This window comes from Paenibacillus sp. Paensp111 (assembly GCF_059492195.1).
Genome location: NZ_CP168527.1, coordinates 2,509,834 through 2,533,205, shown reverse-complemented (window position 1 = coordinate 2,533,205; position 23,372 = coordinate 2,509,834). Strand labels below are relative to the sequence as shown.

At 47.7% G+C, this 23,372-nt stretch carries 20 protein-coding genes; 17 read left to right on the top strand and 3 right to left on the bottom strand.

Annotation, left to right across the window (positions count from 1 at the left end; all coding sequences use genetic code 11):
* Window positions 1–158 precede the first annotated feature (158 nt).
* From ACEN86_RS11810 to ACEN86_RS11785, 6 genes are all read left to right on the top strand, one after another.
* On the top strand, window positions 159–2,003 hold the full coding sequence (locus ACEN86_RS11810) for a sensor histidine kinase (protein ID WP_495630843.1): 1,845 nt from the start codon (window positions 159–161) through the stop codon (window positions 2,001–2,003).
* Window positions 1,978–3,642 (top strand): response regulator, encoded by a 1,665-nt coding sequence (locus tag ACEN86_RS11805; protein ID WP_495630842.1) that lies wholly within the window; start codon window positions 1,978–1,980, stop codon window positions 3,640–3,642. Before ACEN86_RS11810 ends, ACEN86_RS11805 begins: the two co-directional genes overlap by 26 nt.
* A gap of 115 nt (window positions 3,643–3,757) precedes the next feature.
* Window positions 3,758–5,086: an extracellular solute-binding protein gene (locus ACEN86_RS11800; protein WP_495630841.1), complete on the top strand. Its 1,329-nt coding sequence runs from the start codon at window positions 3,758–3,760 to the stop codon at window positions 5,084–5,086.
* 177 nt (window positions 5,087–5,263) lie between these two features.
* A complete protein-coding gene (locus ACEN86_RS11795) occupies window positions 5,264–5,821 on the top strand; it encodes a bifunctional transcriptional activator/DNA repair enzyme AdaA (RefSeq protein ID WP_495630840.1) in 558 nt (185 codons plus the stop codon).
* Between the two features lie 4 nt (window positions 5,822–5,825).
* The gene (locus ACEN86_RS11790) at window positions 5,826–6,353 is read left to right on the top strand and encodes a methylated-DNA--[protein]-cysteine S-methyltransferase (protein ID WP_495630839.1); all 528 of its coding nucleotides are present in this window, start codon (window positions 5,826–5,828) and stop codon (window positions 6,351–6,353) included.
* 108 nt (window positions 6,354–6,461) lie between these two features.
* Entirely contained in the window at window positions 6,462–7,694 is a 1,233-nt protein-coding gene (locus tag ACEN86_RS11785) for an aminopeptidase (RefSeq protein WP_495630838.1), read from the top strand.
* Window positions 7,695–7,786: 92 nt separating this feature from the next.
* On the opposite strand, the gene katA is transcribed toward ACEN86_RS11785, so the two are convergent.
* On the bottom strand, window positions 7,787–9,241 hold the full coding sequence (gene katA, locus ACEN86_RS11780) for a catalase KatA (RefSeq protein ID WP_495630837.1): 1,455 nt from the start codon (window positions 9,239–9,241) through the stop codon (window positions 7,787–7,789).
* Between the two features lie 304 nt (window positions 9,242–9,545).
* Here katA and ACEN86_RS11775 point away from each other — a divergent pair, with 304 nt between their 5' ends.
* Window positions 9,546–10,520, top strand: coding sequence for a phosphotransferase enzyme family protein (locus tag ACEN86_RS11775; RefSeq protein ID WP_495630836.1), 975 nt, complete (start codon window positions 9,546–9,548; stop codon window positions 10,518–10,520).
* Window positions 10,521–10,525: 5 nt separating this feature from the next.
* On the opposite strand, the gene ybaK is transcribed toward ACEN86_RS11775, so the two are convergent.
* Window positions 10,526–10,990: a Cys-tRNA(Pro) deacylase gene (gene ybaK / locus ACEN86_RS11770; protein WP_495630835.1), complete on the bottom strand. Its 465-nt coding sequence runs from the start codon at window positions 10,988–10,990 to the stop codon at window positions 10,526–10,528.
* A gap of 228 nt (window positions 10,991–11,218) precedes the next feature.
* Between ybaK and ACEN86_RS11765 the strand changes: the two genes are divergently transcribed.
* The 4 genes from ACEN86_RS11765 to treR all read left to right on the top strand — a co-directional run bounded on the left by ACEN86_RS11765 (window position 11,219) and on the right by treR (window position 17,682).
* Window positions 11,219–12,910 carry a M20/M25/M40 family metallo-hydrolase gene (locus ACEN86_RS11765; protein ID WP_495630834.1) on the top strand — a complete coding sequence of 564 codons (1,692 nt, stop codon included), beginning with the start codon at window positions 11,219–11,221 and terminating at the stop codon, window positions 12,908–12,910.
* A gap of 269 nt (window positions 12,911–13,179) precedes the next feature.
* Window positions 13,180–14,871 (top strand): alpha,alpha-phosphotrehalase, encoded by a 1,692-nt coding sequence (treC, locus tag ACEN86_RS11760; protein ID WP_495634282.1) that lies wholly within the window; start codon window positions 13,180–13,182, stop codon window positions 14,869–14,871.
* Window positions 14,872–14,910: 39 nt separating this feature from the next.
* A complete protein-coding gene (gene treP / locus ACEN86_RS11755; protein WP_495630833.1) occupies window positions 14,911–16,863 on the top strand; it encodes a PTS system trehalose-specific EIIBC component in 1,953 nt (650 codons plus the stop codon).
* A gap of 102 nt (window positions 16,864–16,965) precedes the next feature.
* A complete protein-coding gene (gene treR / locus ACEN86_RS11750) occupies window positions 16,966–17,682 on the top strand; it encodes a trehalose operon repressor (protein WP_495630832.1) in 717 nt (238 codons plus the stop codon).
* A 100-nt stretch (window positions 17,683–17,782) separates the two neighbouring features.
* On the opposite strand, the gene ACEN86_RS11745 is transcribed toward treR, so the two are convergent.
* Window positions 17,783–18,829, bottom strand: a complete 1,047-nt coding sequence (locus ACEN86_RS11745; protein WP_495630831.1) for a UCP032817 domain-containing protein — start codon at window positions 18,827–18,829, stop codon at window positions 17,783–17,785.
* A 152-nt stretch (window positions 18,830–18,981) separates the two neighbouring features.
* Between ACEN86_RS11745 and ACEN86_RS11740 the strand changes: the two genes are divergently transcribed.
* The 6 genes from ACEN86_RS11740 (at window position 18,982) to ACEN86_RS11715 (ending at window position 23,299) form a co-directional block, all read left to right on the top strand.
* Window positions 18,982–19,182, top strand: coding sequence for a DUF4177 domain-containing protein (locus ACEN86_RS11740; protein ID WP_495630830.1), 201 nt, complete (start codon window positions 18,982–18,984; stop codon window positions 19,180–19,182).
* Window positions 19,183–19,214: 32 nt separating this feature from the next.
* Window positions 19,215–19,685, top strand: a complete 471-nt coding sequence (locus ACEN86_RS11735; protein ID WP_495630829.1) for an NUDIX domain-containing protein — start codon at window positions 19,215–19,217, stop codon at window positions 19,683–19,685.
* Window positions 19,686–19,986: 301 nt separating this feature from the next.
* Window positions 19,987–20,553, top strand: a complete 567-nt coding sequence (locus ACEN86_RS11730) for an RNA polymerase sigma factor (RefSeq protein WP_495630828.1) — start codon at window positions 19,987–19,989, stop codon at window positions 20,551–20,553.
* Window positions 20,534–21,379, top strand: a complete 846-nt coding sequence (locus tag ACEN86_RS11725) for a hypothetical protein (RefSeq protein ID WP_495630827.1) — start codon at window positions 20,534–20,536, stop codon at window positions 21,377–21,379. Before ACEN86_RS11730 ends, ACEN86_RS11725 begins: the two co-directional genes overlap by 20 nt.
* Window positions 21,360–22,235, top strand: a complete 876-nt coding sequence (locus tag ACEN86_RS11720; protein WP_495630826.1) for an ABC transporter ATP-binding protein — start codon at window positions 21,360–21,362, stop codon at window positions 22,233–22,235. Before ACEN86_RS11725 ends, ACEN86_RS11720 begins: the two co-directional genes overlap by 20 nt.
* A complete protein-coding gene (locus tag ACEN86_RS11715) occupies window positions 22,232–23,299 on the top strand; it encodes an ABC transporter permease (protein ID WP_495630825.1) in 1,068 nt (355 codons plus the stop codon). Before ACEN86_RS11720 ends, ACEN86_RS11715 begins: the two co-directional genes overlap by 4 nt.
* Window positions 23,300–23,372: the final 73 nt, after the last annotated feature.

Below are 23,372 nucleotides of genomic sequence, written 5' to 3'. Positions count from 1 at the left end.
CGCGAGAGTAAGGTCAGCGATATGTGCTGCCGGTCTGTACAACCGGGTGGATCTCGTTATAATGGATTATAAATTAGCGGGTCTCTCTCGCAGAATGGATTTAAGGGAACAGTTAAGGGTAAAAAGGTGAACTGTGAAAAGATCGGGAGGGCAGTCTGATGATCATGATCCGTCTCAAAAAATGGGCTGCAGCCTTAGTTGAAAGGGCGACTCGCAGGCTTGTCAACAAATTAATTCTACTGTTCTCCACCACGATTGTGCTGGTTGTGGGCTCGCTGACCTTCATTTCTTACCAGATTATCCAGAAGGAATCCGTGAACAGCAGCATCGCGAGCACGACGAATAATTTGCATCTGGTGAACAAGAATTTAGAGGCCTATTTAAACGGGATGGAAGCGCTATCACAGCCTCAGCTTCGCTATGATGATATTATGCATGCAATCAAGAATGAACCCCGGGAATATGCCTCGAGGCAGTATCTGGAGAACTACTTGCGGGATCTGTTCTTCTCACGAAATGATCTCGAAGCGATCTATCTCTACCTGGTTGGAGAGAAGAAGTATTATGCGATCTACCGGGAAGCTTACACGATATCGAGTCGGTCAGGAACGGATGCCTCTCTCGCCCGGCAGGAATGGTATAAGCAGACGATGCTCAGCAAGCAGAACCGGGCGTATCAATCTTTCCTGAAGCCTGGGGAGCAGACGGGATATGTCATGAACAAGGACAAGATCACTATGGCTTTCCATAAGGTGCTCCGTTCGATTGCTACCCGTGAACCGCAGGCGGTTCTGTCCTTCTACTTCAACTCCAAAGGCCTGAGTGAGACGATGAAGGATATCCCATTAGGCCAGGGGGAGCACGTCACCCTGCTTAGTCCCGAGCAGATTCCATTCTATGTAGATGATCGGGCCTTCTATACGAAGGCAAGTGGGGCTGGAATGCTTGAAGGCATGAACGGCAGGAGCGAAGGTCAATACAACTGGGGAAAAGGGGACAACCGTTACCTTGTGGTGCATCATGCCGGTACGGACCAAGGCTGGTCTCTGGTAAAGGCGATCCCTTATCAGGAAATTTACGAGGCTGCGACGAAGACCCGTAATGCCAGTTATTTGATCGGGGCTATCTTTCTCTTTCTTGCTGTTATTCTTATTATTTTTACGTCTAATGCCATTACTCTTCCGCTGAAGAAGCTTGCCTACCAGATGCGCAGGTTCAGTGAAGGGACGTTCAATGCAGAAGCTGAAGTTAAGGGACGCGATGAAATTGCCTATCTGGCGCGGCGGTTCAACCAGATGGTAGAACGGACCAATGAGCTGATTAATGAGCGATACAAGATGAAGATTGCCCAGAAGAACGCTGTACTTAAGGCGCTAGAGGCTGAGATTAACCCGCATTTTCTATACAATGCCCTACAGGCGATCTCGACCAAGGCCCTTAAGCACGGAACAGATGAAGTCGCAGATATGGTTGATGCCCTTGCAATGACGCTTCGGTATTGTATCAGCGGCAGGGAAACGGTACAGGTCTATGAGGAGCTTGGGCATATCGAGCGTTATTGGGTGCTCCAGAAAGCACGCTTCGGCAGTCGTCTCCAAGTAATAACGGAATGGGATGAATCCTTGAAGGAACTCTACATTCCCAAGCTCTCGCTCCAAACCCTCGTAGAGAACGCCGTAAAACATGGAGTGGAGAGGGTGTCCAGTTCTGTTACGATTAAGATTAAGGCTTATTCTAAGGGTGAACAGGCCGTGATTGTCGTGGAGGATGACGGACCTGGCATCTCCAAGGAAAGGTTGGAAGAGGTGCAGCAAAGAATGTCAGCAAGCTTTGAAGATCGGGAGGGAGAAAGCATTGGTCTCCATAACTTGCAAATGCGCTTAAAGCTGCTGTACGGCGAAGCGGCCAGCCTACAGATCGAGGCCATGGATCGTGGGGTCAGAATGACAATGTTCCTGCCGAAAGGGGAAAGCTCGAATGTATACAGTATTAATCGTGGATGATGAGGAGCCGGTGCGCGAAGCCATTCGCATCTTGGGCGACTGGGCGAATCTTGGAGTTACCCAGATCTATGAAGCTGCCGATGGCAAGGAGGCCCTTGCCATGTTCGAGAAGTACCAGCCGCAGCTGGTGATGGTGGATATGAAAATGCCCGAAATGAGCGGGGACGCATTTCTCCAGCTGGTAGAACAGATCTATCCGCAGCTGCTCACCATCGTGATCAGCGGGTATAACGATTTCCAGTTCACTCGCCAAGCGATCCGCTCCAAGGTTGTTGATTATTTGCTCAAGCCGGTGAATCGGCAGGAACTGAACCAGGCTCTGCGCAAAGCCTTTGGAATCATGGAGTCCAGGCGCGCAAGTGAGATTGAGCAGATTACCCGCAATATTACACTTAACATGTCTCTTCCAAGACTAAAAGAGAATATCTATTTATCCATTCTGGAGCGTTCCTACAACGAACAATCCAGCGAAGGGGTTCTGCCTCTCTTTGAAGCGGTTGGTTCACCAAGCTGCTATCTTACCGCTGTAGTAAGGATTATGAACCAAAGTGTGGTCTGCAGCCAGAGATTCAAAGGGGAAATTTCCCTGCTTCAGTATGCAGTAGCCAATGTGCTTGGCGATGTGTCCCATGCGAATTTGCAGGCCTTCAGCTTTGCGAATCCCAAGCGGGCGAGGGAAATGATCGTTGTCTATACCTCAACGTGTGAATACTTGGAGGATTTCTCTTTCCAGGCAGACCTCCTGGTCAAGAAAGCGGTGAGTACGCTGGGCCGGTTATTTGATATGCAGATCGCAGCTGGCATGGGTTCACCTTGCAAAGAGGTAACAGAGCTGGCAGATTCGTATGAAGAAGCCATTTCAGCTGTGCAAGGGACCGATCTGCTGAGGCTTTCGGGAAGCATGATCAGCAAGGGCCCAATCAAGCTTAAAAGCGGAGAACACAGAGAATCAAAGGAATTATCGCTGGGCAGCCGGGTGGCGCTGCTTCGGAGTACGCTTGAAGCGGGGAACATGGGGCAGGCCCGAACCATGCTGGATGATTATTTGAGCACAGTTAAGAACCTTGAAGTATTCACCTTGGGTGAGGCTGACTGGATGCTGCATGATTTTCGTATTCTGCTGAGCGATCTTGCGATTGAGCTGGGAGTTCCGGTCTCTGCGCTCCGGGAATCAGGCTTGCTGCGAATATCAGACTCGGTACAGCCTGGACATGATTACCTGAATTTCGACCAATTCCATTCTCTGATGGGCGAGCTTCTTAAGAATTATGGTGAGCTGATTCGCCAGAGGGTGGCGGGCAGCCGTGCTTTTCATATTGAGGATGTCAAACAATATATTGATCGTTACTACTATGAGGACATTAAGATCTCCATGTTCACCGAGAAGTATTATCTGAGCAGGGAGTATCTGATGAAGCTGTTCAAGCAGCAGTATGGATTCGGCATCCATGAGTACATGCAGAGAATTAGAATGGAGAAGGCAGCAGAGCTGCTAAGCGATCCCCAACTGAAAATCCAGGAAATTTCAGAGATACTCGGATATAGGGACAAGAATTATTTCAGCAAAGCGTTCCGTAATTATTATGACACCTCGCCCACCGAATATCGGGCGCGTAGCGTCACTGCAGACAGAGGATAAGCAGGTAATAACACTTTTTTACCCTTAACAATTCACTTATCTACATTCCGAACTCTCCCAAGTCCCGATACAATAGCATCGTAAGTTAAAGCAGATTATGAAAGTGGGGGCGTAGATGATGAGAAAAATGATGGCGCTATCAATCAGCCTGATTATGATCATGGCAATGCTTGCAGGCTGTGGCAGCGGAAGTACCGAAGAGAAATCCGGCGCCGATTCCAATGTGAAGCAGGGTGCGGGCGGTAGTGAGACAGATTCGTCCAAACCGGTTACCATCAACATGTTCACCGCATCACCAGAGTATACGCAAGCCTTCAATGCCTACATCGAAGAATACAAAAAAGTAAAGCCGAACGTTACGATTAACCTTGAAATTATGCAATCTGACTACAATACGGTGCTTAAATCCAAAATTGCGGCAGGCAGCACACCAGACGTTTTCCAGACTACAGCTGGCGGTGATATTGATACCTTTGCTGAATACAGCGCGGATCTTACGAACGAGCCGCTGGCTGCGGCCATGACCGATGCGGTAAGAGCGAATATGTCATCCAGTGATGGCAAAGTGCTGGGGCTGCCCGTAAAAGGCAACCTGTTCACACTGATTTATAATAAAAAGCTGTTCGCGGATGCCGGAATCACGACGCCTCCAAAAACAACGACAGAGCTTAACGAGGCCATCAAGAAGCTTGAGGCCAAGGGAATTACTCCTTTTGCCAATGCTTATAAGGAGTGGTGGGTATGGAAGCATATCTTCCAGCACTTTGTTGACGCAGCTGCAGAAGATTCCGGCCAAAGCGCCAAGGATCTCGTGAATGCTTTCATAGAAGGCAAGACGACATTTAAGGATCATCCCGTGCTGTACAACAACTTCTTCAATTTTGTTGATTTGACCGTAGCACACGGCACTTCCAAACCGCTTGAACGAGACAGCAACGCGGAAGTTAGTGACTTTGCTTCCGGCAAGGCGGCCATGATGACGGGTAAAGGTGCATGGGATGAAGAGGCGATTAAGAAGATAGCACCGGATTTCCAGCTGGGTATTATGGGTTATCCGGTCAGCGAGAAGGCTGAACAGGCTCAGATTATTACAGGTGCGGATCAGGCTTTAAGAATTAACAAAGATTCGGCTGTAGTGAAGGAAACGGTAGAATTCTTCAACTGGCTGTACACTTCCGATTACGGGAAAGGCTGGTTCTCCACCGTGGCCAAGGTCATTCCACCGATCAAGGATGCTCCTCTTCCGGATCTGGATATGCCTAAAGAAATGAACAAGATGCTGAAGACCGGGAAGTCCGGGGATTTGTCTGTGAACTACTCACTGGATACGTTCCATCAGAAATTCGGTGAGCTCATGCAGTCCTATATCGGCAAGACCAAGACAAAGGATCAAGTCATCGAAGAGATTCAGCAGGCATGGATTCAGCTGGGTTCTGCCCAATAAACAGCTTATGTGACTAAGTAAAAAAGAGAGCCCTGCACCATTTGGTGCAGGGTTCAATTCTATGTTCCGGGATTTCGCAATCTTGCTTTTCCATTCGGGATTACCTGCCAAAATGCTGGATCAGGGGTATACTGAGTATAGTATTCATCCGTCTAACGTCAAGAGGAGGCGAAGCCTATGAAAGACGAATATTGGGAGGCTATTATTACGAACAACGCCTCTTATGATCATCAATTCCTGTATGCGGTCAAGACTACGGGGATTTTTTGCCGGCCGTCCTGCAAATCCAGAGAGCCCAGCCGCAAGAATGTTCGCATATTCAAGTCTGCCGAGCAGGCAATTCAGGCTGATTATCGCCCCTGCAAAAGATGCAAGCCCACGGGTCAAACTCTGCCCGACGAAGATTGGGTAGAACAGATAACGAAGTATATTAATTCTCATTATAATGAGCGGCTCTCTCTTCATATTTTGGCGGACATGTGTCATGGAAGTCCTTATCATCTCCATCGTACATTTAAACGTATAGCTGGCTTAACCCCGGTTGAATATATTCAAAGACTCCGGATTAAGCAGGCACAAGAGCTGCTCATCGGGACACAGCATACCATTGCAGACATTGGCGTCTTGACAGGCATTCCAAGTTCGTCCTACTTCATTACCTTATTTAAGAAAATGACCGGATTGACTCCTGCCGAATATAGGCAGATATATATAGAATCAGCAATGGAGGTGTGATTAGATGACTGAATCGTCGAAGCCGCAGATTTACTGGACCCGGTTCAAGAATGACAACTGGAGCCTATATATGGCAGCAACCTCCCAGGGACTCAGTTATGTCGGCTCAGATCAGAGACCCTTCGAAGAGATGGCTGAGTGGGTTAGCCGCCGATTGCCGGGCAGCTCGTTAATCCAGGATGAGGCCAGGCTGGAGTGTTATGTGTCTGAGCTGAAGGAGTATTTGGAAGGAACACGTAAGCAGTTCGCCGCACAGGTGGATTATAGAGGAACTCCCTTTCAGATGGAGGTATGGAACGCTTTGTGTGAGATCCCATACGGCGAGACCCGCTCTTATTCCGACATTGCGCTTCACATCCAGAGACCTGCTTCAGTCCGGGCTGTAGGGACGGCCATTGGTGCAAATCCCCTGTTAATTACCGTTCCTTGTCACAGGGTGATTGGCAAGAATGGATCACTGACAGGCTATCGCGGGGGACTTGAGATGAAGACAAAGCTGCTTGATCTTGAACAGGCGTATGTCACATTATAGGGAATCCGCATGTCTAATAGTAATGTGATGATCTCCGAAATTGGAGCTCAAGGTTAAGCCGTGATAATATAAGACAACAAGATTCTGTCCCAGGAGGTTATCGTATTTATGAATGAGTTCGGATTATTATTGTCAAAGTATGCTGAGCTGGTTGTAAAGGTTGGGGTTAACATACAGCCGGGTCAAGTGCTTATTGTTCAAGCTCCGCTCGAGACTGCGGAATTGACTAGATTAATCGTTGCGGAAGCCTATGAGGCTGGTGCCAAATACGTACAGGTAGAGTGGGAGGACGAGCAGGTTACCCGGATCCGGTATGAGAAAGCCGGGGATGAATCCTTCGATTATTATCCGAAATGGCAGGCTGATATGATGGAGCAGCTCGCAGAAGGAGGAGGGGCCGTGCTGCATATTAAGGTTCCTGATCCCGAGCTATTCAAGGGAATCGAATCCTCCAAAGTATCAAGAGCGGTCAGAGCAGCGGCCGTCGCCCGCGAGAAATACTCTGCCTATGTGCGCAGCAATCAGGTCAGCTGGTCGTTAATCAAAGCTCCAACAAGGGCTTGGGCAGATAAGGTGTTTGCTGATCTTCCTGAAGAGAAGCGTATTGAAGCCATGTGGGAGGCTGTATTCCAGATGAACCGGGTAAGCCTTCAAGGAGACCCGGTTGAAGCTTGGCGTGAACATATCAAGCATCTGAAGCAAAGTCAGGAACGCATGAACAAAAAGCGGTATAAGAGCCTGCATTATAGAGCACCTGGTACGGATCTGCGGGTGGAGCTGCCCGAGAAGCACTTATGGCTTGGCGGCGGGGATGAGAATGCTGCCGGCGTATATTTTGTGGCGAACATGCCCACAGAAGAAATTTATACGATGCCGCTGCGTACAGGGGTTAACGGGACCGTTAGCAGTAAGATGCCGCTTAATCTGAACGGCCGTTTGATTAACGGAATCCGGTTAACCTTCAAGGACGGGAAAGTGATGGAATTCGATGCCGATACGGGAAGGGAGGATCTCGCTTCCCTGCTGGAGACCGATGAAGGGGCATCTTACCTGGGTGAAGTGGCCCTGGTTCCTCAGGATTCCCCCATCTCTAGAATGGGAAGAATCTTCTACAATACGGGCATTGACGAGAATGCTTCCTGTCACTTTGCGCTCGGCAGCTCCTATCCCGTGAATCTGGAAGGAGGCACCAAGCTGAGCAAGAAGGAGCTTCTGGCGAATGGGGCCAATGTAAGCTTGACTCATGTGGACTTTATGATCGGATCTGCAGATCTTGAGATTGACGGAGAGCTGCAGGACGGTACTGTAGAACCCGTTTTCCGTAATGGTAACTGGGTGTAAATGATTCCGGAATAAGTCATTCACTTCTACCGGTAGTTAAGTAAGCCAAAGAAGCCTCCCATAAAGGAAGGCTTCTTTGGTGCTACATTTATTTAAACGCCTTGTGGGACAGGCAGGCCCAGGCCTTCAGCGACGCGGGTTCCGTATTCCGGATCTGCCTTATAGAAATGCCCAATTTGGCGGATTTTGATCTCGTCCTTATCTACTGGAGTCATGGCTGCCACAATATTGGCAACGAGACGCAGACGCTCTTCATCACTCAACAGGCGGTACAGGTCACCTGCTTGGGTGTAATGATCATTATGATCATAAGGAACGCTGTCCGCGAGGCCGGATACTGCAAAAGGTGCAGGCTTGTGGGCAGGAGATTCCACTGCACCGCCATAGCTGTTAGGCTCATAGTAGACTGATGAGCCCCCATTCCCGTCAGTTCTCATGGCTCCGTCACGCTGATTATTGTTCACTTCAGCAATCGGCCGGTTAATCGGAAGGGTGTTATGGTTCGCACCTACACGGTAGCGGTGAGCATCGGCGTAGGCGAAGATACGTCCTTGCAGCATTTTGTCAGGGGAAGCCTCGATGCCAGGCACGAAATTGCCGGGAGATAGAGTAACCTGCTCCACTTCAGCAAAGTAATTCTCCGGGTTCCGGTCCAGAACCATACGACCTACTTCAATTAGAGGATAGTCCTTCTGGGACCATACTTTCGTAACATCGAATGGATCGAAGCGATAAGTATCCGCATCCTGAACAGGCATGATCTGAACATAAAGCTTCCATGCAGGGAAATCGCCCTTGTCGATCGCATTGAACAGGTCTTCTGTATGATAATCCGGATGCTCCCCAGCGAGTCTCGCAGCAACAGCCACGTCCATGTTCTTCACACCTTGCTCGGTCTTGAAATGGTACTTGATCCATACGGCCTGACCTTCAGCATTCACCCATTTGAATGTATGGCTTCCAAATCCGTGCATGTGGCGGAGGGAGGCCGGAATTCCTCGGTCAGACATGAGAATCGTAACCTGATGCAGGGATTCCGGAGACAAGGACCAGAAATCCCAGATCGCATTTGGATTCTTCAAATGCGTCTGCGGGTGACGCTTTTGAGTATGAATAAAATCCGGGAATTTAATCGCATCACGAATGAAGAATACGGGCGTGTTGTTGCCAACCAGATCATAGTTCCCTTCCTCGGTATAGAATTTCACCGCGAATCCTCGTGGATCGCGGACTGTATCCGCTGAACCCAGTTCACCGGCAACAGTGGAGAAGCGGATGAAGATCGGAGTGCGTTTCCCTACTTCGGATAGAAAGGCCGCCTTGGTGTACTGTGATAGATCGCTCGTGACCTCAAAATATCCGTGGGCTCCAGCTCCCTTGGCATGAACGACACGCTCTGGCACCCGTTCTCTGTTAAAGTGTGCTAATTTCTCGAGCAAATGATAGTCCTGAATCAGAGTAGGGCCGCGGTGTCCCGCAGTCATTGAGTTCTGGTTGTCACCAACCGGTGCTCCGGTGCTGGTCGTAAGAGGCTTTTGGTTATCCATGTAAGGGATCATCCTTCCATTCATAATTATATTTGTTTTTAGACTTAATCTAAATCAATGGAATCATTATAGCATGCTCTCTTTCTCTTCATCATGATCTTTAGATGAGCTTTTGATGAAAATGTGATCTTCCTCTCAGTCGTTCATCACCTCCATATTTATGTAGGTGATCTGTAGGTCATACCAGCGAAATAGATGTTATTTTTATCAAGGGAACAGATGAATATAATCTATTTTTCTATATAAAGGCATGGAGTGCGTATGGGATAATGTATCCAAAGGCGGAAGAGGAGCAGAACCAGCAATGAGCATAAAGATGGAAGAACATGAAGGGGAATTTTACAATGAGCTCGTACATGAGGCTTTGAAGCACTATAACTTGACCGGAAATACAGTGGATTTTCTGCAAAAAAGTGATACGGTCACTTACAAAGTTGAAGGAAGCTCGGGTACCCATCTTCTCAAAATACATAATCAGGCTCAAACCCGCCAGAGCGTTGAATCCGAGCTAATGTGGCTGAAAGCAATTAAGGAAGATACGGATTTGGTAGTCCAGGAGCCTTGTCTTAATCATAATGGCCGATTGGTTACTGAGATCATAAGAGAAGACATTCCATATCTTGTAACTATTCAGAAGTGGATAGAAGGGGAGGTGCTGGACAGGGAACCAACCGAAGATGAGGTTAAATCTCTGGCTAGACTTCTGGCTGCTCTTCACGAGCACGCCCGGCATTGGAGAAGGCCTGAAGGGTTTAGCCGGATCTCGTATGATCTTGACCAATTGGAGGCTTCCTTTCTGAAGATGGGAATATTGGTCACACAAGGGATCATCGATGATACGGTCTATATCACCTACCAAGAGGCTGTGAAGAAGATGAAGAAGGAGATCGCCGAATGTACAAAGTCGGAAGAGAACTTCGGATTGATTCACTCAGATCTGCACGAGAGCAACTATGTTGTCCACCAAGGCAGAGTCAGCCCTATGGATTTCTCGGCATGCGGCTTTGGGTATTATCTACTTGACCTTGCAGAGACCTGCCAGCATTTAAGCCGGGAGAATCGTAGAATTCTGGTTCATGCCTATGGAGAGCAGCGCAAGCTTCCAGATCAGGCGGATCGATTGCTGGAAGCCTTCATACTGTGGGCAGTGATAAGAGGCTTCGCTTTCCATTCGGATAATCCCGAAGAGAGGGAATACTTGTCCGAAATTGTACCTGCTATAGCAGATGCTTGGTGCAGCAAATATCTTCAGGACGTACGGTTTTTATTTGTTGGATAAACGGGTCAAATTAAATCTGCATAATCTGCGCTGATGCTCACTGCAAGCTCGGTGGGCTTCAGCTCCATTTGCATGCCAATCTTCCCCGCACTGACCGCTATCGTGTCCAAATGAGAGGCTGAACTATCGATAAAGGTAGGATAAAGCTTCTTCATTCCAACAGGCGAGCAGCCTCCTCTAATATATCCGGTCCGTGAAGTCAGGTCCTTCAAAGGAAGCATTTCGATTTTTTTCTGCCCGGAGGCTTTGGCAGCTTTCTTCAAATCAAGCTCAGACTCGACAGGAATAACAAATACAAATAGTTCGTTCTTGTTATGGGCTACGAGAGTCTTGAATACGGTCTCAGGCACGAGACCGATCTTCTGGGCTACTGCCGTCCCGTGAAGGAGTCCATCTTCACTTTCGTAAGTATGCAGGGTGTAGTGAATTTTGCGACTGTCCAGAATTCGCATGGCATTGGTCTTTTGCATGATTCAGCCTTCTTTCGGGAAGTAGGTAACATGGAATCACTACCAGATTCCGTTCTTTAAATATTACCAAATCTTACGGCTAAGTTCGAGGGATTCCCTGAGAAAGAGCCGATTAGAAGGGCGCTGCTTGGAGACGTATTTCAACAAAATTAAGATGGATTTTTTTGACAATAGTGAGTAGAATCAAAGGGATTGCAACCCGTATTTGTGAAAAAGGAGGCAAGCGATGTGTATGAAGTTCGGCATCCTGCACTTGTAAGGTGGGGGAGAAGGGCAGTCATAGCTCTACTTCTAATAGGAACTATATTTCTGGGTTTATTGCCTATTCACGCTCCCAGTCCGGTATCATCAGAGGCTCCGCCGGATCAGTTCTCCTCATCCCGAGCGTTGTTGAAGCTGAGATCGATAGCCCAGGAGCCGCATCCTGCGGGCAGCACAGCTCATGATTACGTCCGTGACTACCTCTTATCTCAATTGATAGTGCTTGGTCTTAACCCAGAAATACATAAATCGAGTGTCGGAATCTACGACGAGGGTAACAGCAGAACCGCATCGGTAGACCTCGAGAATATCGTTGCGAGAATACCCGGAACAGATAACAGCAAAGCGATCATGATCACGGCACATTACGATTCGGTCGCGAGAGGACCTGGTGCAGCAGATGATGGATCCGGCATTGCGGCCATGCTGGAGACGTTACGTGCTCTTAAGAATTCTGCTCCACTGAAGAACGATCTCATCATCCTCATGACGGATGGAGAAGAGATGGGGATGTTAGGCGCAGAGGCTTTCATGAGAGAGCATGCATGGGCTAAGGATGCAGGTCTTGTACTTAATTTTGAAGCGAGGGGCAATCAAGGGCCTTCCTTCATGTTCGAGACAAGTGATCAGAATGGCTGGCTGATCAAGGAATTTATAAAGGCAGCGCCCCAGCCGATCGCTTACTCGCTGATCTACAATGTGTACAAGTTAATGCCGAATGATACCGATTTGTCTGTATTTCGCTTAGGCGGCTTGAACGGTCTCAACTTTGCTTTTGGCATAGGGGTAAATGCCTATCACCAGCCCATAGATACGGTAGACAATCTGGATCCATCCAGTCTGCAGCACCAAGGGGAGTACATGCTGAGTTTGACGCGCCATTTCGGTCAGTTAGATCTAAGACATATTACGGAAGAGAACCGGATCTATTTCAATCTATTTGGATATAACATGGTCAGCTACCCTGAGTCATGGGCCATTTGGCTAGCGGGCTTTGGATTGTTGTTGTATCTTGCTGCTGTTGGATATGGGATCTCCCGCAAAAAATTAAGTGTGCGAGGGACACTGGGCGGTTTCTTCATATCGCTGTTAAGTCTACTTGTTGTATGCGTCTTAGTTACCCTAATATGGGGAGTATTCGTCTTCGGAATAAACCAGGGTCAGCTCATAACATCGAGATTAACCCCGGAAGTAAGTCTGTACTGCTTTGTGGGTCTGCTTGTGTTCATGCTGGTTATAGTAATCCCTCTAATTCGGTGGTTATCGGGCTATTCAAGAACCAATAATCTATGGGCCGGTACGCTTCTCTTGTGGGCAATCCTCTCGGTAATGACGGCGCTCTACCTGCCGGGTGGAAGCTATCTGTTCGTCTGGCCATTGATATTTAGTGTAATTGGGCTGATTTTGACGCTTGTCTTGTCAGAGGGCAGCTGGACCTGGTTCTCACTATTCTTCTCCTTACCGGGATTCCTGTTAATGACGCCGATCTGTTATATCGTTTATATTTTGGCCACACTGCAAGTGGCGCCGGCGGTTATGGTCCTGCCAGCCTTAGCTTTAACGCTTCTCTATCCGCTGATGAGCCGTCCATCAAAGCCTAGCCTGTTATTACATGCTAAGAATAATTCTTCTCCATCAGCTCCTAATGGAGCAGTATAAGTGAATCAGTAAGATTAGGAAGGGTTCAATCTAATAGTCCAAAAGAAGTTGTAAGTTAACCCATAGGCAGCCACATGCGAATTAGCGCATGTGGTTTTTTAATGACCCGTAGAACTTTGATCCATTGGGGTGGAAAAAATAAGATTTGACAGCCTGTATATACAGGTTTAGTATAAACAAATGAAATAACTTGTATATACAGGTTAATGTAAGCGTTCCAAACTTACTTTGTCCATGATACAAAGGGGGAATCAACCTTGAAGAATAGTATGACGCAGGACTGGTGGCGTAAATCAACGGTATATCAGGTATATCCAAAGAGCTTCAAAGATACGACGGGCAGCGGAGAAGGAGATATCCGCGGACTTATTGAGAAGCTCGATTATCTGCAGGATTTGGGTATTGATATTATCTGGCTGCAGCCTGTATATGTGTCTCCGCAAAATGATAACGGTTACGATGTTGCCGATTACTGCGAGATTAATCCCGAGTATGGGACAATGGAGGACTTTGATGAGTTGGCCGCGGAGATCCACAGCCGGAACATGCACCTCATGCTCGATATTGTGGTTAACCATTCATCTACAGAGCACGCATGGTTCCAGGCATCAAGGCAGTCTAAGGATAATCCTTACCGGGACTATTATATTTGGAAGGATCCGGCACCGGATGGCGGTCTTCCTAACAACTGGCAGTCCAAGTTCGGCGGACCGGCCTGGCAGTATGACGAAGGCACGGGTCAATATTTCCTGACCCTGTTCGATAAGACTCAGGCTGATCTGAATTGGGAGAATCCCAAGGTTCGCGAAGAAGTGGTGAAGCTGATGACTTTCTGGGCTGAGAAAGGGGTCAGCGGCTTCCGAATGGATGTCATTAACCTGATCTCTAAGAATCAGGAATTCCCGAATGATGACGGAACCGTGCAGCCAGGGGATGGACGAAAGTTCTACACCGATGGACCAAGAGTTCATGAATATGTGAAAGAGATGCACGAGCGCGTATTTGGACCTTACAATCTGGTGACGGTAGGAGAAATGTCTTCCACTACGATGGACAATTGCATTCGGTATTCGAACCCTGCAGAGAATGAATTCTCGATGACGTTCAACTTCCATCATTTGAAGGTGGATTATCCGAATGGTCAGAAATGGGAGCTCATGCCGTATGATTTTGAACAGCTTAAGCGCTTGTTATCCGATTGGCAGACAGGCATGCAGCAGGGTGGCGGCTGGAATGCACTGTTCTTCAATAATCACGATCAACCCCGGGCTCTGTCCCGGTTCACGGATGATACAAGGTACCGGATTGAAAGTGCCAAGCTGATCGCAACTACGCTTCACGGTCTTCAGGGTACTCCGTATGTATTCCAGGGGGAAGAGATTGGTATGCCGAATCCTAACTGGAAGGATATCAGCGAGCTCAGAGACATTGAATCGAAGAATATGTATCGAATTCTACAGCAGAATGGTAAATCTGCGGAGGAAGCCATGAATATCATCCGAGAACGCTCACGGGATAATTCCAGAACTCCGATGCAGTGGGATGATGGACCGCAGGCAGGATTTACGAGCGGAACGCCTTGGATTAAGGTGGATGAACGGTATCCGGACATCAATGTGAAGCAGCAGCTGAATGATCCGGGTTCAATTTATCATCACTATAAGAAGCTGATTGCGCTGCGAAAAGAACTTCAGGTGTTAACGGATGGGCAGTATATACGGTTGGATGCAGGGCATCCACAGGTCTTTGCCTATGCGAGAGTTAGCGAGCTGGAGACACTGATTGTGATGTCGAACTTCAGTGACCGCGACGCTGTTCTTCAGCTGCCGGAGGATTTCCAAGCCAAATATGTGGAGGGCAGGCATTCGAAGCTGATTATTGGGAACACCAAGTTGGAACCAACTCTGCATGCACAGACTGAGCTAACCCCCTATGCCTCTTATATGTGGCTAATTCGATAACCAGTTTCAGGTAAGAATAATATGTTAGGAGTTGAGAACATGGCGATCGACAGAAAAAGCGTTGAACAAATCGTTCAGGCAGTCGGTGGACGGGAAAATATAGAAGCGGCCACACATTGTGTGACCCGGCTTCGTCTGGTATTAGTCGATGATTCGATTGTCGACGAGAAATTACTTGAGCAGAACGACCTCGTAAAGGGGCATTTCTCAACTCAAGGACAGTTTCAGGTGGTGATTGGACCTGGGCTGGTAGACAAAGTATATGATGAAATGATCTCCATAACGGGCGGTCAGCGTGCTTCCAAAGATGAAGTAAAGGCCGCTGCCGGCAAGAAGCAGAATCCTGTTCAGCAGGCGATCAAGACGCTGGCCGATATCTTTATCCCAATTCTTCCTGCCATCATAACAGCAGGCTTGCTGCTGGGGATTAATAATATTCTGACCGGGCCGGATATCTTCTTCAAGGCCAAATCCCTTGTTCAGGTCTATCCTGCCTGGGCGGATTTCGCGTCAATCATTAATCTGATCGCAAGTACTGCGTTTGCTTTCCTGCCAGCTCTAATTGGCTGGTCTGCGGTAGTCAGATTCGGAGGCAGCCCGCTGCTCGGGATCGTGCTGGGGCTGATTCTAGTCCACCCGGATCTGCTGAATGCCTATGGTTACGCGGAAGCCTCAGCCAAAGGCACCATACCGATGTGGAACCTGTTCGGCTGGCATATTGAGAAGATTGGATATCAAGGACAAGTTCTGCCTGTACTCGTATCCTCGTATGTACTTGCACGGATTGAACGCTTCTTGAATAAGAGAGTTCCGGATTCTATCAAGCTGCTTGTAGTGGCTCCGGTCGCTTTGCTTGTTACAGGTTTTCTTGCCTTCACTGTCATTGGACCGGTTACCTTCGCCATTGCGAACGCAATAACCTCGGGACTTGTGTATATCTTCCACGCGTTCCCGTTCCTGGGCGGACTGCTCTACGGAGGACTTTACGCCTTGCTGGTTGTCACCGGGATGCATCACACGTTCCTTGCAGTTGACGTTCAGCTGATCGGCAGTCAGGGAGGAACCTTCTTATGGCCGATGCTTGCACTATCTAATATTGCCCAGGGAGCGGCGGCACTTGCGATGCTCTTCGTGCTCAGAGATCAGAAGGCCAAAGGTCTCGCGGTCACATCATCTGTCTCTGCCTTTCTCGGCGTGACAGAGCCGGCGATCTTCGGGGTGAACATCCGGTTTAAATATCCCTTTATCTTTGGTATGGTCGGTTCTGCGCTTGGCGGAATTCTGCTGACGCTCAACCATGTATTGGCTTCCTCGATCGGAGTAGGCGGGATACCTGGATTCCTATCCATCTTCCCGAACCAGTGGCTGGTATTCTTCGCGGGTATGGGGATTGTCTTAATAGTTCCGTTTGGATTAACCGTGCTATACGGTAAATTCTCTAACCGGAACAAGCAGAACGAACCGGCAGCTTCGGAGGAAATTGTTAAGGATGAGTCAATAACCGAGAAGACACCATCCGGCGGCAGCATCCTTGAGATTCGCTCACCTCTTACCGGGACAACGGTTCCTTTGAATCAAGTACCTGATCCGGCCTTTGCCCAAGGACAGATGGGACAGGGGGTCGCTATTGAGCCTACTGAAGGACGGGTTGTCGCTCCATTTGATGGAATTGTGGCCCATGTGATCAAGAGCAAGCACGCTGTAATTCTGCAGCATACTTCAGGATTGCAAATTCTGGTTCATGTTGGAATCGATACGGTCTCCCTGAAAGGCAATGGATTCACTTCACATGTTCAAACCGGCGATGAGGTGAAGGCTGGTCAGCTGCTGATTGAGTTCGATATGGAGGCGATTCGAGCGGCCGGATTACCAGTGATCACCCCTATTCTGATTCCGGATGGACAAGAAGTAGTAGGGCAGATCGAGGAGATGGGCTCAAGATCCGTTACACTAAATCAAGATGTGATATTAAGCATTCGCTTGAAGGCGTAGTCAGATCATAACCATAGAATAGAGTGTTAGATAGCGCAGTCCCAAGTGGACGGCGCTTCTTTCATTCTTCGGGTTGTGTTAAGATGGGGACGGTGATTAACAATGAAGAAGAACATATACCTCAACATTTATAATGAATACGCGGAGAAAATCCAGACCGGCTCGCTGGAGCCAGGTACGAAGTTACCCTCGGAGAGCGAGCTTGCTGAACAGTATGGCACAACCCGGGAGACGGTCCGGAAAGCCCTCCATTTACTCTCCCAGAATGGTTATATCCACAAAATGATGGGCAAAGGTTCATTTGTGCTTGATATTGGACGTATGAAATTCCCAGTTACAGGACTAATTAGCTTCAAGGAGATGTCAGAGAAGATTGGCCGGCCCTCGAGAACGATCGTGGAGCATACAGGCCTGATCGAAGCCACCAAAGATATCGCGAACTACCTCCAGATTCCTTCTCAGGCGCCTGTCTGGGAAGTGATACGGGCCAGAGAGATCGAAGATGAGCGTGTCATTCTGGACAAAGATTACTTTATCCCGGAAGCTGTGAAGTCAATGACCGAAGAGATTGCCGCCGGGTCCATCTATGATTATCTTGAGCAAACCTTAGGGTTGGTCATCAGCTATGCCAAGAAGGAAATCTCAGTTGAAGAAGCGACAGAGGAAGATCGTAGGCTGATGGATCTGAAAGGCTTGTCTCATGTAGTTGTGGTACGCAATTTCGTCTATTTGGAAGATACCACGTTGTTCCAGTACACGGAGTCCAGGCACCGGCTGGACAAGTTTCAGTTTGTTGATTTTGCCCGGCGGATACGGTGAGCAAAATTAGGAGCAATATAAGGAAAGACCCTTGTCATAGACAAGGGTCTTTTCTCTTTATTAAAACCTAGGAAATTAACAGGTTGTATTATCCTGCCAATTAATCCCCGCCTCCGCCCCCGCATCCACTTCCGCAGGATGAGCTGCTGCATGAAGAACTGCTGCAGGATGAACTGCTGCAGTGAGAACCGCCGGAGTGAGATCCGCTGCAGTGGCTCGAAGAGCAGCTTGGATTGTTGGAATCTGCTCCACCGGAGCCGCAGGCTGAAGCGGAGGTGCAGCCAGATGTGTCTTTTCGATTAGCCAGCTGCTCGGGCACCATGTGATCCACAAAGTTATCGGGATCATTGAATGAGAAGAATACGGCTGATGTCAGCAGCAAATCCGTGTCCCGGAAATCCATCTTGCGGTCTGGAGCAAGCTGCTGTTCAGCCAGTTCGATACGGAGCTGCAGATTATCCATAACCTTGTCAATGGTCCGGCGCGCCTCAGGAGATTTCTCATAAGCCCATGCATTGAATCGGCTTAGAGGATCGAGCACACTTCCGGGTTGACTGTAACGCTCAAGCTCCTCCTTGGGAAGGGGATTTCTGAAGAAAGCTCCCCAGATCAGGGCACTATGATAATTCCAGCCGAACAGCTCTACATAGACCAGATCGAACCAGGCGCGTTCATTCGGCAGGGGAACCGAAGGCTCCCCATTAGGAGCATGATGAAGCATCTGACCCAGGAACCGGTTGGAGAACTGGTGATATTCATGGGTGTACATGAGCATTTCATGCCAGACTTCGTCAACGGCCCGGCTGAACATGGGAACCTGCTTCATAACGGAACACATGACAAAGAACCGCTTCAGTTCTACCCAGCGCCATTCATATTCGCGTTCGGAAATGTACGGATGCTCGGCAAGAACCCGCTGCTTCAAGGAATTGGCCCAATTTGCCGAGATGGAATTCTCCAGCTTGACAGCCAGTTCATAGGCCGGGCTATCTGGCTCAGCCAGAGAAGGGGCTTCAGGCGCTTTGCGGAACGATCGGGCTAGCGGATTAAGCAGGTGCAGCTTCCTTCTGCCGCCTGCTTTGCGAATTAGGGAGAATACAAACAGGACAATGAGTAGGCAGATCAGGACTGAGACGATAGTGTTCAATATAACTCTCTCCTCGGTAGTGTGTTTATTTACATTATTACAAATTTTTGAAGCGGTGCAAAGAATGTCACAGTTGTTTCTACCATTTCTTGCCGGATATAATTAGCGTATATGAATCTAATCTATGAAGTAAAGCAGAAAGGTTGAGTAGAATGGACAAGTGGGAATACAGAACGATAAAGTTCAAAACGGGTGGATTTCTGGGCGGTAAGATTAACGAAGAGAAGTTCCAGGATGAACTGAACGTTCATGGTCAAGACGGATGGGAGCTTGTGTCCTGTTTTGATACAACTCAATATGAGGGTGCATCCCGAGATATTCTTGTTGTTTTTAAAAGAAGACTCGTTTTGTAGTTGTTATAAAAATTAGTAAGGGGGTGAATCGCTTGCCAATGTCTGAGTATTATTTGAATTTGCGCAAGAAGATTGGAACCGAATTAATTTTTAATCCAGCTGTTGCTGCCATTATTCGTAACCAAAGAGGGGAGATACTGTTTCAGCGACCATCTCTTTATAGTGACATCTGGAGTTTGCCGGCAGGTGCCGTTGAACTTGGTGAAACACCTGCAGAGGCTGTTGTTCGAGAAGTTTGGGAGGAGACAGGACTGAAAGTAAATCCTACTAAAGTAATTGGTGTTTTTGGAGGGGAAAACTTTAGATTTACTTATCCTGACGGCAATCAGGTGGAATATATCATTATCATATTTGAATGCATTATTAATAGTGGGAATATAGAATCAGTTGATGGCGAATCTGCGGAGTTACAATTTTTTAATGTTGAGTCAATACCCAAGCTAGCTATGCCTTACCCAAGAGAAGTCTTTTACCAAAGTAACTCAGAGCAAATAATATTCTAGGACCGATCTCGGCAGGACAGTAAATCGACAACTCAATTTCAGCTTACTAGTTGGTTAAACTGCTCGGTTAGTTCCTATCCGGCTTGTAATACCCGGTTCCTCTATTAAGGACATTTTGAAAAAAAGAATTAGGTCGCACTTAAAAGGTGATTCCTGTACTGACGGGAGCCATCTTTTTTAAATTTAGAATTGATTATTCCGAATAATCAGGATGAATTTAATATTCTCAGTGGATTTTTGTGTTATTTTTGATCTTTTACGATCGAAGCATCGTTATTTGAATTGAGGGGGTGAGGGAGCGTTGAATGATGAAGAGCTTATACAAGAAATTCATGAAGGCAGCCGGGCTGCCATGGAAGTGCTTGTGAAGCGGCACTATAAGTCCATATTCGCTTACGTATACCGGAAAACTGGAGACTATCATACCGCTTATGATCTAACCCAAGAAGTATTTGTAAAAATGATGGGTTCACTGGACAAGTATCGGGACACCGGAAAATTCAGTCACTGGCTGCTGAAAATTGCAGTAAATCATTGCCTGGATTATTTTCGTGGTCGCGATTTCAAACAACAGCAGATAGAGAGTGAGTTAAAGGAAGAGGCGCTCCCTGCCAGTGAACACCAGAATGTATGGAACATATTCCATAAACGGCTTCAGAACGAACAAGTCAGGCAGGCGGTATTAAGTTTGCCCGAGCACCAGAGGGACGCGGTTATCTTGAACTATTACAACGGACTAAAGATCAGGGAGGTTGCCGAGCTGACGGGGGCAACGGAATCAACGGTGAAGTCACGCATACGCTTGGGCATAACAAAATTAAGGGAAATCATTCTGGGAGGTGAACGGGATGAAGCGAAGAGGACATAGAGATAAACGAAATCAAGCAGCTGAATTGGAGATAGAGGAGTACAACGAAATTGCTTCATATCTGGACGAGTTTGCGGTCGATTTTCCATCCGAAATGGAGATCGACAGAACGATCAGGGTACTGGATGCCTATATGCCGGATCATGCGAGTGTCCGTCCGAAACAATCATACGGAAGGTCAATGAGAGAATTATTCCAGCTTGTTCGGGGTGAAATCGCAGTTTTCCACAAATCATACTGGTTGGTTTGTTCACTGCTCTTGTTGCTCGGATTTTGGCTGGGAACACATAGTAAAATCGATCCTTTCATGAGCGGTCTCGTTCTGGTTCCTGTACCTTTTGTTCTTGGATTGCTGGAAGTATTCAAAGGCAGGGATCAGGGGCTCATGGAAATCGAGCTGATCTGCAAAATTACGGCACAGCAGCTGATGCTGACCCGTCTGATCGTAGTGCTCGCAGGGAATATGGCATTTGTATTTCTGCTTATGCTGGCGATATCCGGTGGAACAGGCAGTTCTATCTTATGGAGCGGAGTCGGTCTATGGTACACACAGCTGTTGATCGCTGCAGGGGCCAGTCTTTGGCTGGCGATGCGTGTCAGAGGTGGAAGAGCTGTCAGTATCTTTTTGACACTATGGTTCGGACTGATATGGCTTGCATTAAGTAATCCCAAATTCATTGGGCTACTTCAATCGATCCAGCCGTCAGTACTCCTAACGGCCGCCTTATGCGGAGTGATTCTTTTGATCAGTCAGATCTACCAGATGGCGCGAAAATATACATCACAGACAGAAAGAGGTTATTCCTTTGATATTGACCATGGATAACGTATCCAAGAAGTATAGAGACAAGTGGGCCGTGCAATCGTTCTGGCTCGAACTTTCCAGCGGTGGAGTCTACGGTCTGCTCGGACCGAATGGAGCAGGCAAAACAACGTTGCTTCGCATGCTTGTAGACATTTCCAAGCCAACATCTGGGCAAATTATGTTGGATGGGCAACCCATTGAACAGCTGGGAGATCGTTATCGCAGCATATTGGGATATATGCCACAGCGTTTTGGATTTTATAACCGTTTCAGCGCCCATAAATTTCTTATGTATATGTGTTCGTTGAAAGGGCTGAGTGTGGAACAGGCCACTATCCGTGTTCAGGAGACATTACGTATGGTTGATCTGGAGAAGCAGGCACAGCATAAAATTCGCACATTCTCTGGTGGCATGAAGCAGCGGCTTGGAATCGCCCAGGCCCTTCTAAATGATCCGCAGATTCTGATTCTCGACGAACCCACGGCTGGGCTGGACCCGAAGGAACGCATTCGATTCCGCAATATTATTGGCGAGCTGGGAAGAGACCGGATTGTATTGTTATCGACACATATCATTTCGGACCTGGAATTTTCGTGTAAGGAAATGATCCTGATGAACGAAGGCAAGCTTATTACCCGGAATACCCCGGCAGAGATTATGAACAGGATGAAGGGCAGTGTATGGAAAGCGATCTTAACAGAGCAGGAACTTGCCGAACTTACATCTCATTTCAAGGTAAGTGGTTTGTCCTATCAGGAAGACGGGATCGTTGCCAGAATCCTGGCCAAAGAACGTCCTGTCCCGCAAGCTGTACCAGAGCCGCCTCGGCTCGAAGATGTATATATGCATTATTTTGACGAGGAGGCGACACCGTGATTCGTTTAACCCAATTTGAATTTGTTAAAATTATTACGCGTAAAAGCATTTATCTGGCACTTGCCGGGCTCATTTCGCTGCTTGTCTTATATGCCTGTTTCGGACATTCCGGGCCAATGAACGGGACATCGTATTACAAACCTTATGAAGGCTCCATTACAGCCGAAAAGGTAAAAGTCGCACAGGACCATTTTCGAAACTCAAGTTATAGTGAAGAAACCCAGAATCGTGATGGTGTATTTTATGATATTTCTATATTTTCGCCTGAATCAAACAAGAACTCCATAAGATATGACGAGAGCGGCAAAGTCATGGAGCGCACGGTAACAGTTTCCCAAATTCACTACAATAAACCATGGGGCTATCTGCTTGAATACATTGATCAATTTGGTCCGCTCTTTATGATAGTCATGATTTTACTGGGTTTGGCTCCGGTATTTGCAGAGGAGTATGCACTAGGAACAGCGGCGTTATTGCGAAGCAGTAAACGTGGAAAAGGGCAGCTTGTATCGGCAAAACTCATGGCGTCCCTGTTCTATGTTGTGGTATGTATTGCTGTATTCACAAGCGTCAACTTGCTGGTGTATTGGCTTAGGTTTGGCAATCTGGCCGGAGCGGATACACCATTACAGAGTGTGGGGATGTACTTTGTCGGCTTTGGTTATGAGTTCTCACCTTATAAGTTCACCGCAGTTCAGTACTATGGGGTTCAGCTGATTACACATTTGGTGGGCAGCCTGATCTTTGGGTGTATTGTATTGTTGGTGTCTGCCTTAAGTTCCACATCGTTTATTGCTATGGTCGTGAATGCAGCGATTGTAGGGGTGCCTTATGTGGCATTTGATGTGATGAATTTTAATCCGGGATGGGCCAAGTGGATTGAGGAATTTTCGTTCAGCACGATGATGAGGGTAACGAAGCTTTTTCAAACTCCGGCAAGCTATTCCATGTTCGGGCTGGAGCTGTCCTATCTGAACTTGTATCTAATCGTGATGTCGATCATAACAGTTGGGGTAGTACTTGGTACATATCGTACGTTCCGAAGTCGCGAAGTGTTTTCTTGAGATGATATATGTTTAAATCCAATAGTTCAAGGCCCGCAGTTGATGCGGGCTTTTTTATGTAGAGAAATGCAAT

Coding starts and splice junctions, on each gene's coding strand:
- ACEN86_RS11810 (WP_495630843.1), top strand. CDS start 159: ATGATCATGATCCGTCTCAAAAAATGGGCTGCAGCCTTAGTTGAAAGG.
- ACEN86_RS11805 (WP_495630842.1), top strand. CDS start 1,978: ATGTATACAGTATTAATCGTGGATGATGAGGAGCCGGTGCGCGAAGCC.
- ACEN86_RS11800 (WP_495630841.1), top strand. CDS start 3,758: ATGATGAGAAAAATGATGGCGCTATCAATCAGCCTGATTATGATCATG.
- ACEN86_RS11795 (WP_495630840.1), top strand. CDS start 5,264: ATGAAAGACGAATATTGGGAGGCTATTATTACGAACAACGCCTCTTAT.
- ACEN86_RS11790 (WP_495630839.1), top strand. CDS start 5,826: ATGACTGAATCGTCGAAGCCGCAGATTTACTGGACCCGGTTCAAGAAT.
- ACEN86_RS11785 (WP_495630838.1), top strand. CDS start 6,462: ATGAATGAGTTCGGATTATTATTGTCAAAGTATGCTGAGCTGGTTGTA.
- katA (WP_495630837.1), bottom strand. CDS start 9,241: ATGGATAACCAAAAGCCTCTTACGACCAGCACCGGAGCACCGGTTGGT.
- ACEN86_RS11775 (WP_495630836.1), top strand. CDS start 9,546: ATGAGCATAAAGATGGAAGAACATGAAGGGGAATTTTACAATGAGCTC.
- ybaK (WP_495630835.1), bottom strand. CDS start 10,990: ATGCAAAAGACCAATGCCATGCGAATTCTGGACAGTCGCAAAATTCAC.
- treC (WP_495634282.1), top strand. CDS start 13,180: ATGACGCAGGACTGGTGGCGTAAATCAACGGTATATCAGGTATATCCA.
- treP (WP_495630833.1), top strand. CDS start 14,911: ATGGCGATCGACAGAAAAAGCGTTGAACAAATCGTTCAGGCAGTCGGT.
- treR (WP_495630832.1), top strand. CDS start 16,966: ATGAAGAAGAACATATACCTCAACATTTATAATGAATACGCGGAGAAA.
- ACEN86_RS11740 (WP_495630830.1), top strand. CDS start 18,982: ATGGACAAGTGGGAATACAGAACGATAAAGTTCAAAACGGGTGGATTT.
- ACEN86_RS11725 (WP_495630827.1), top strand. CDS start 20,534: ATGAAGCGAAGAGGACATAGAGATAAACGAAATCAAGCAGCTGAATTG.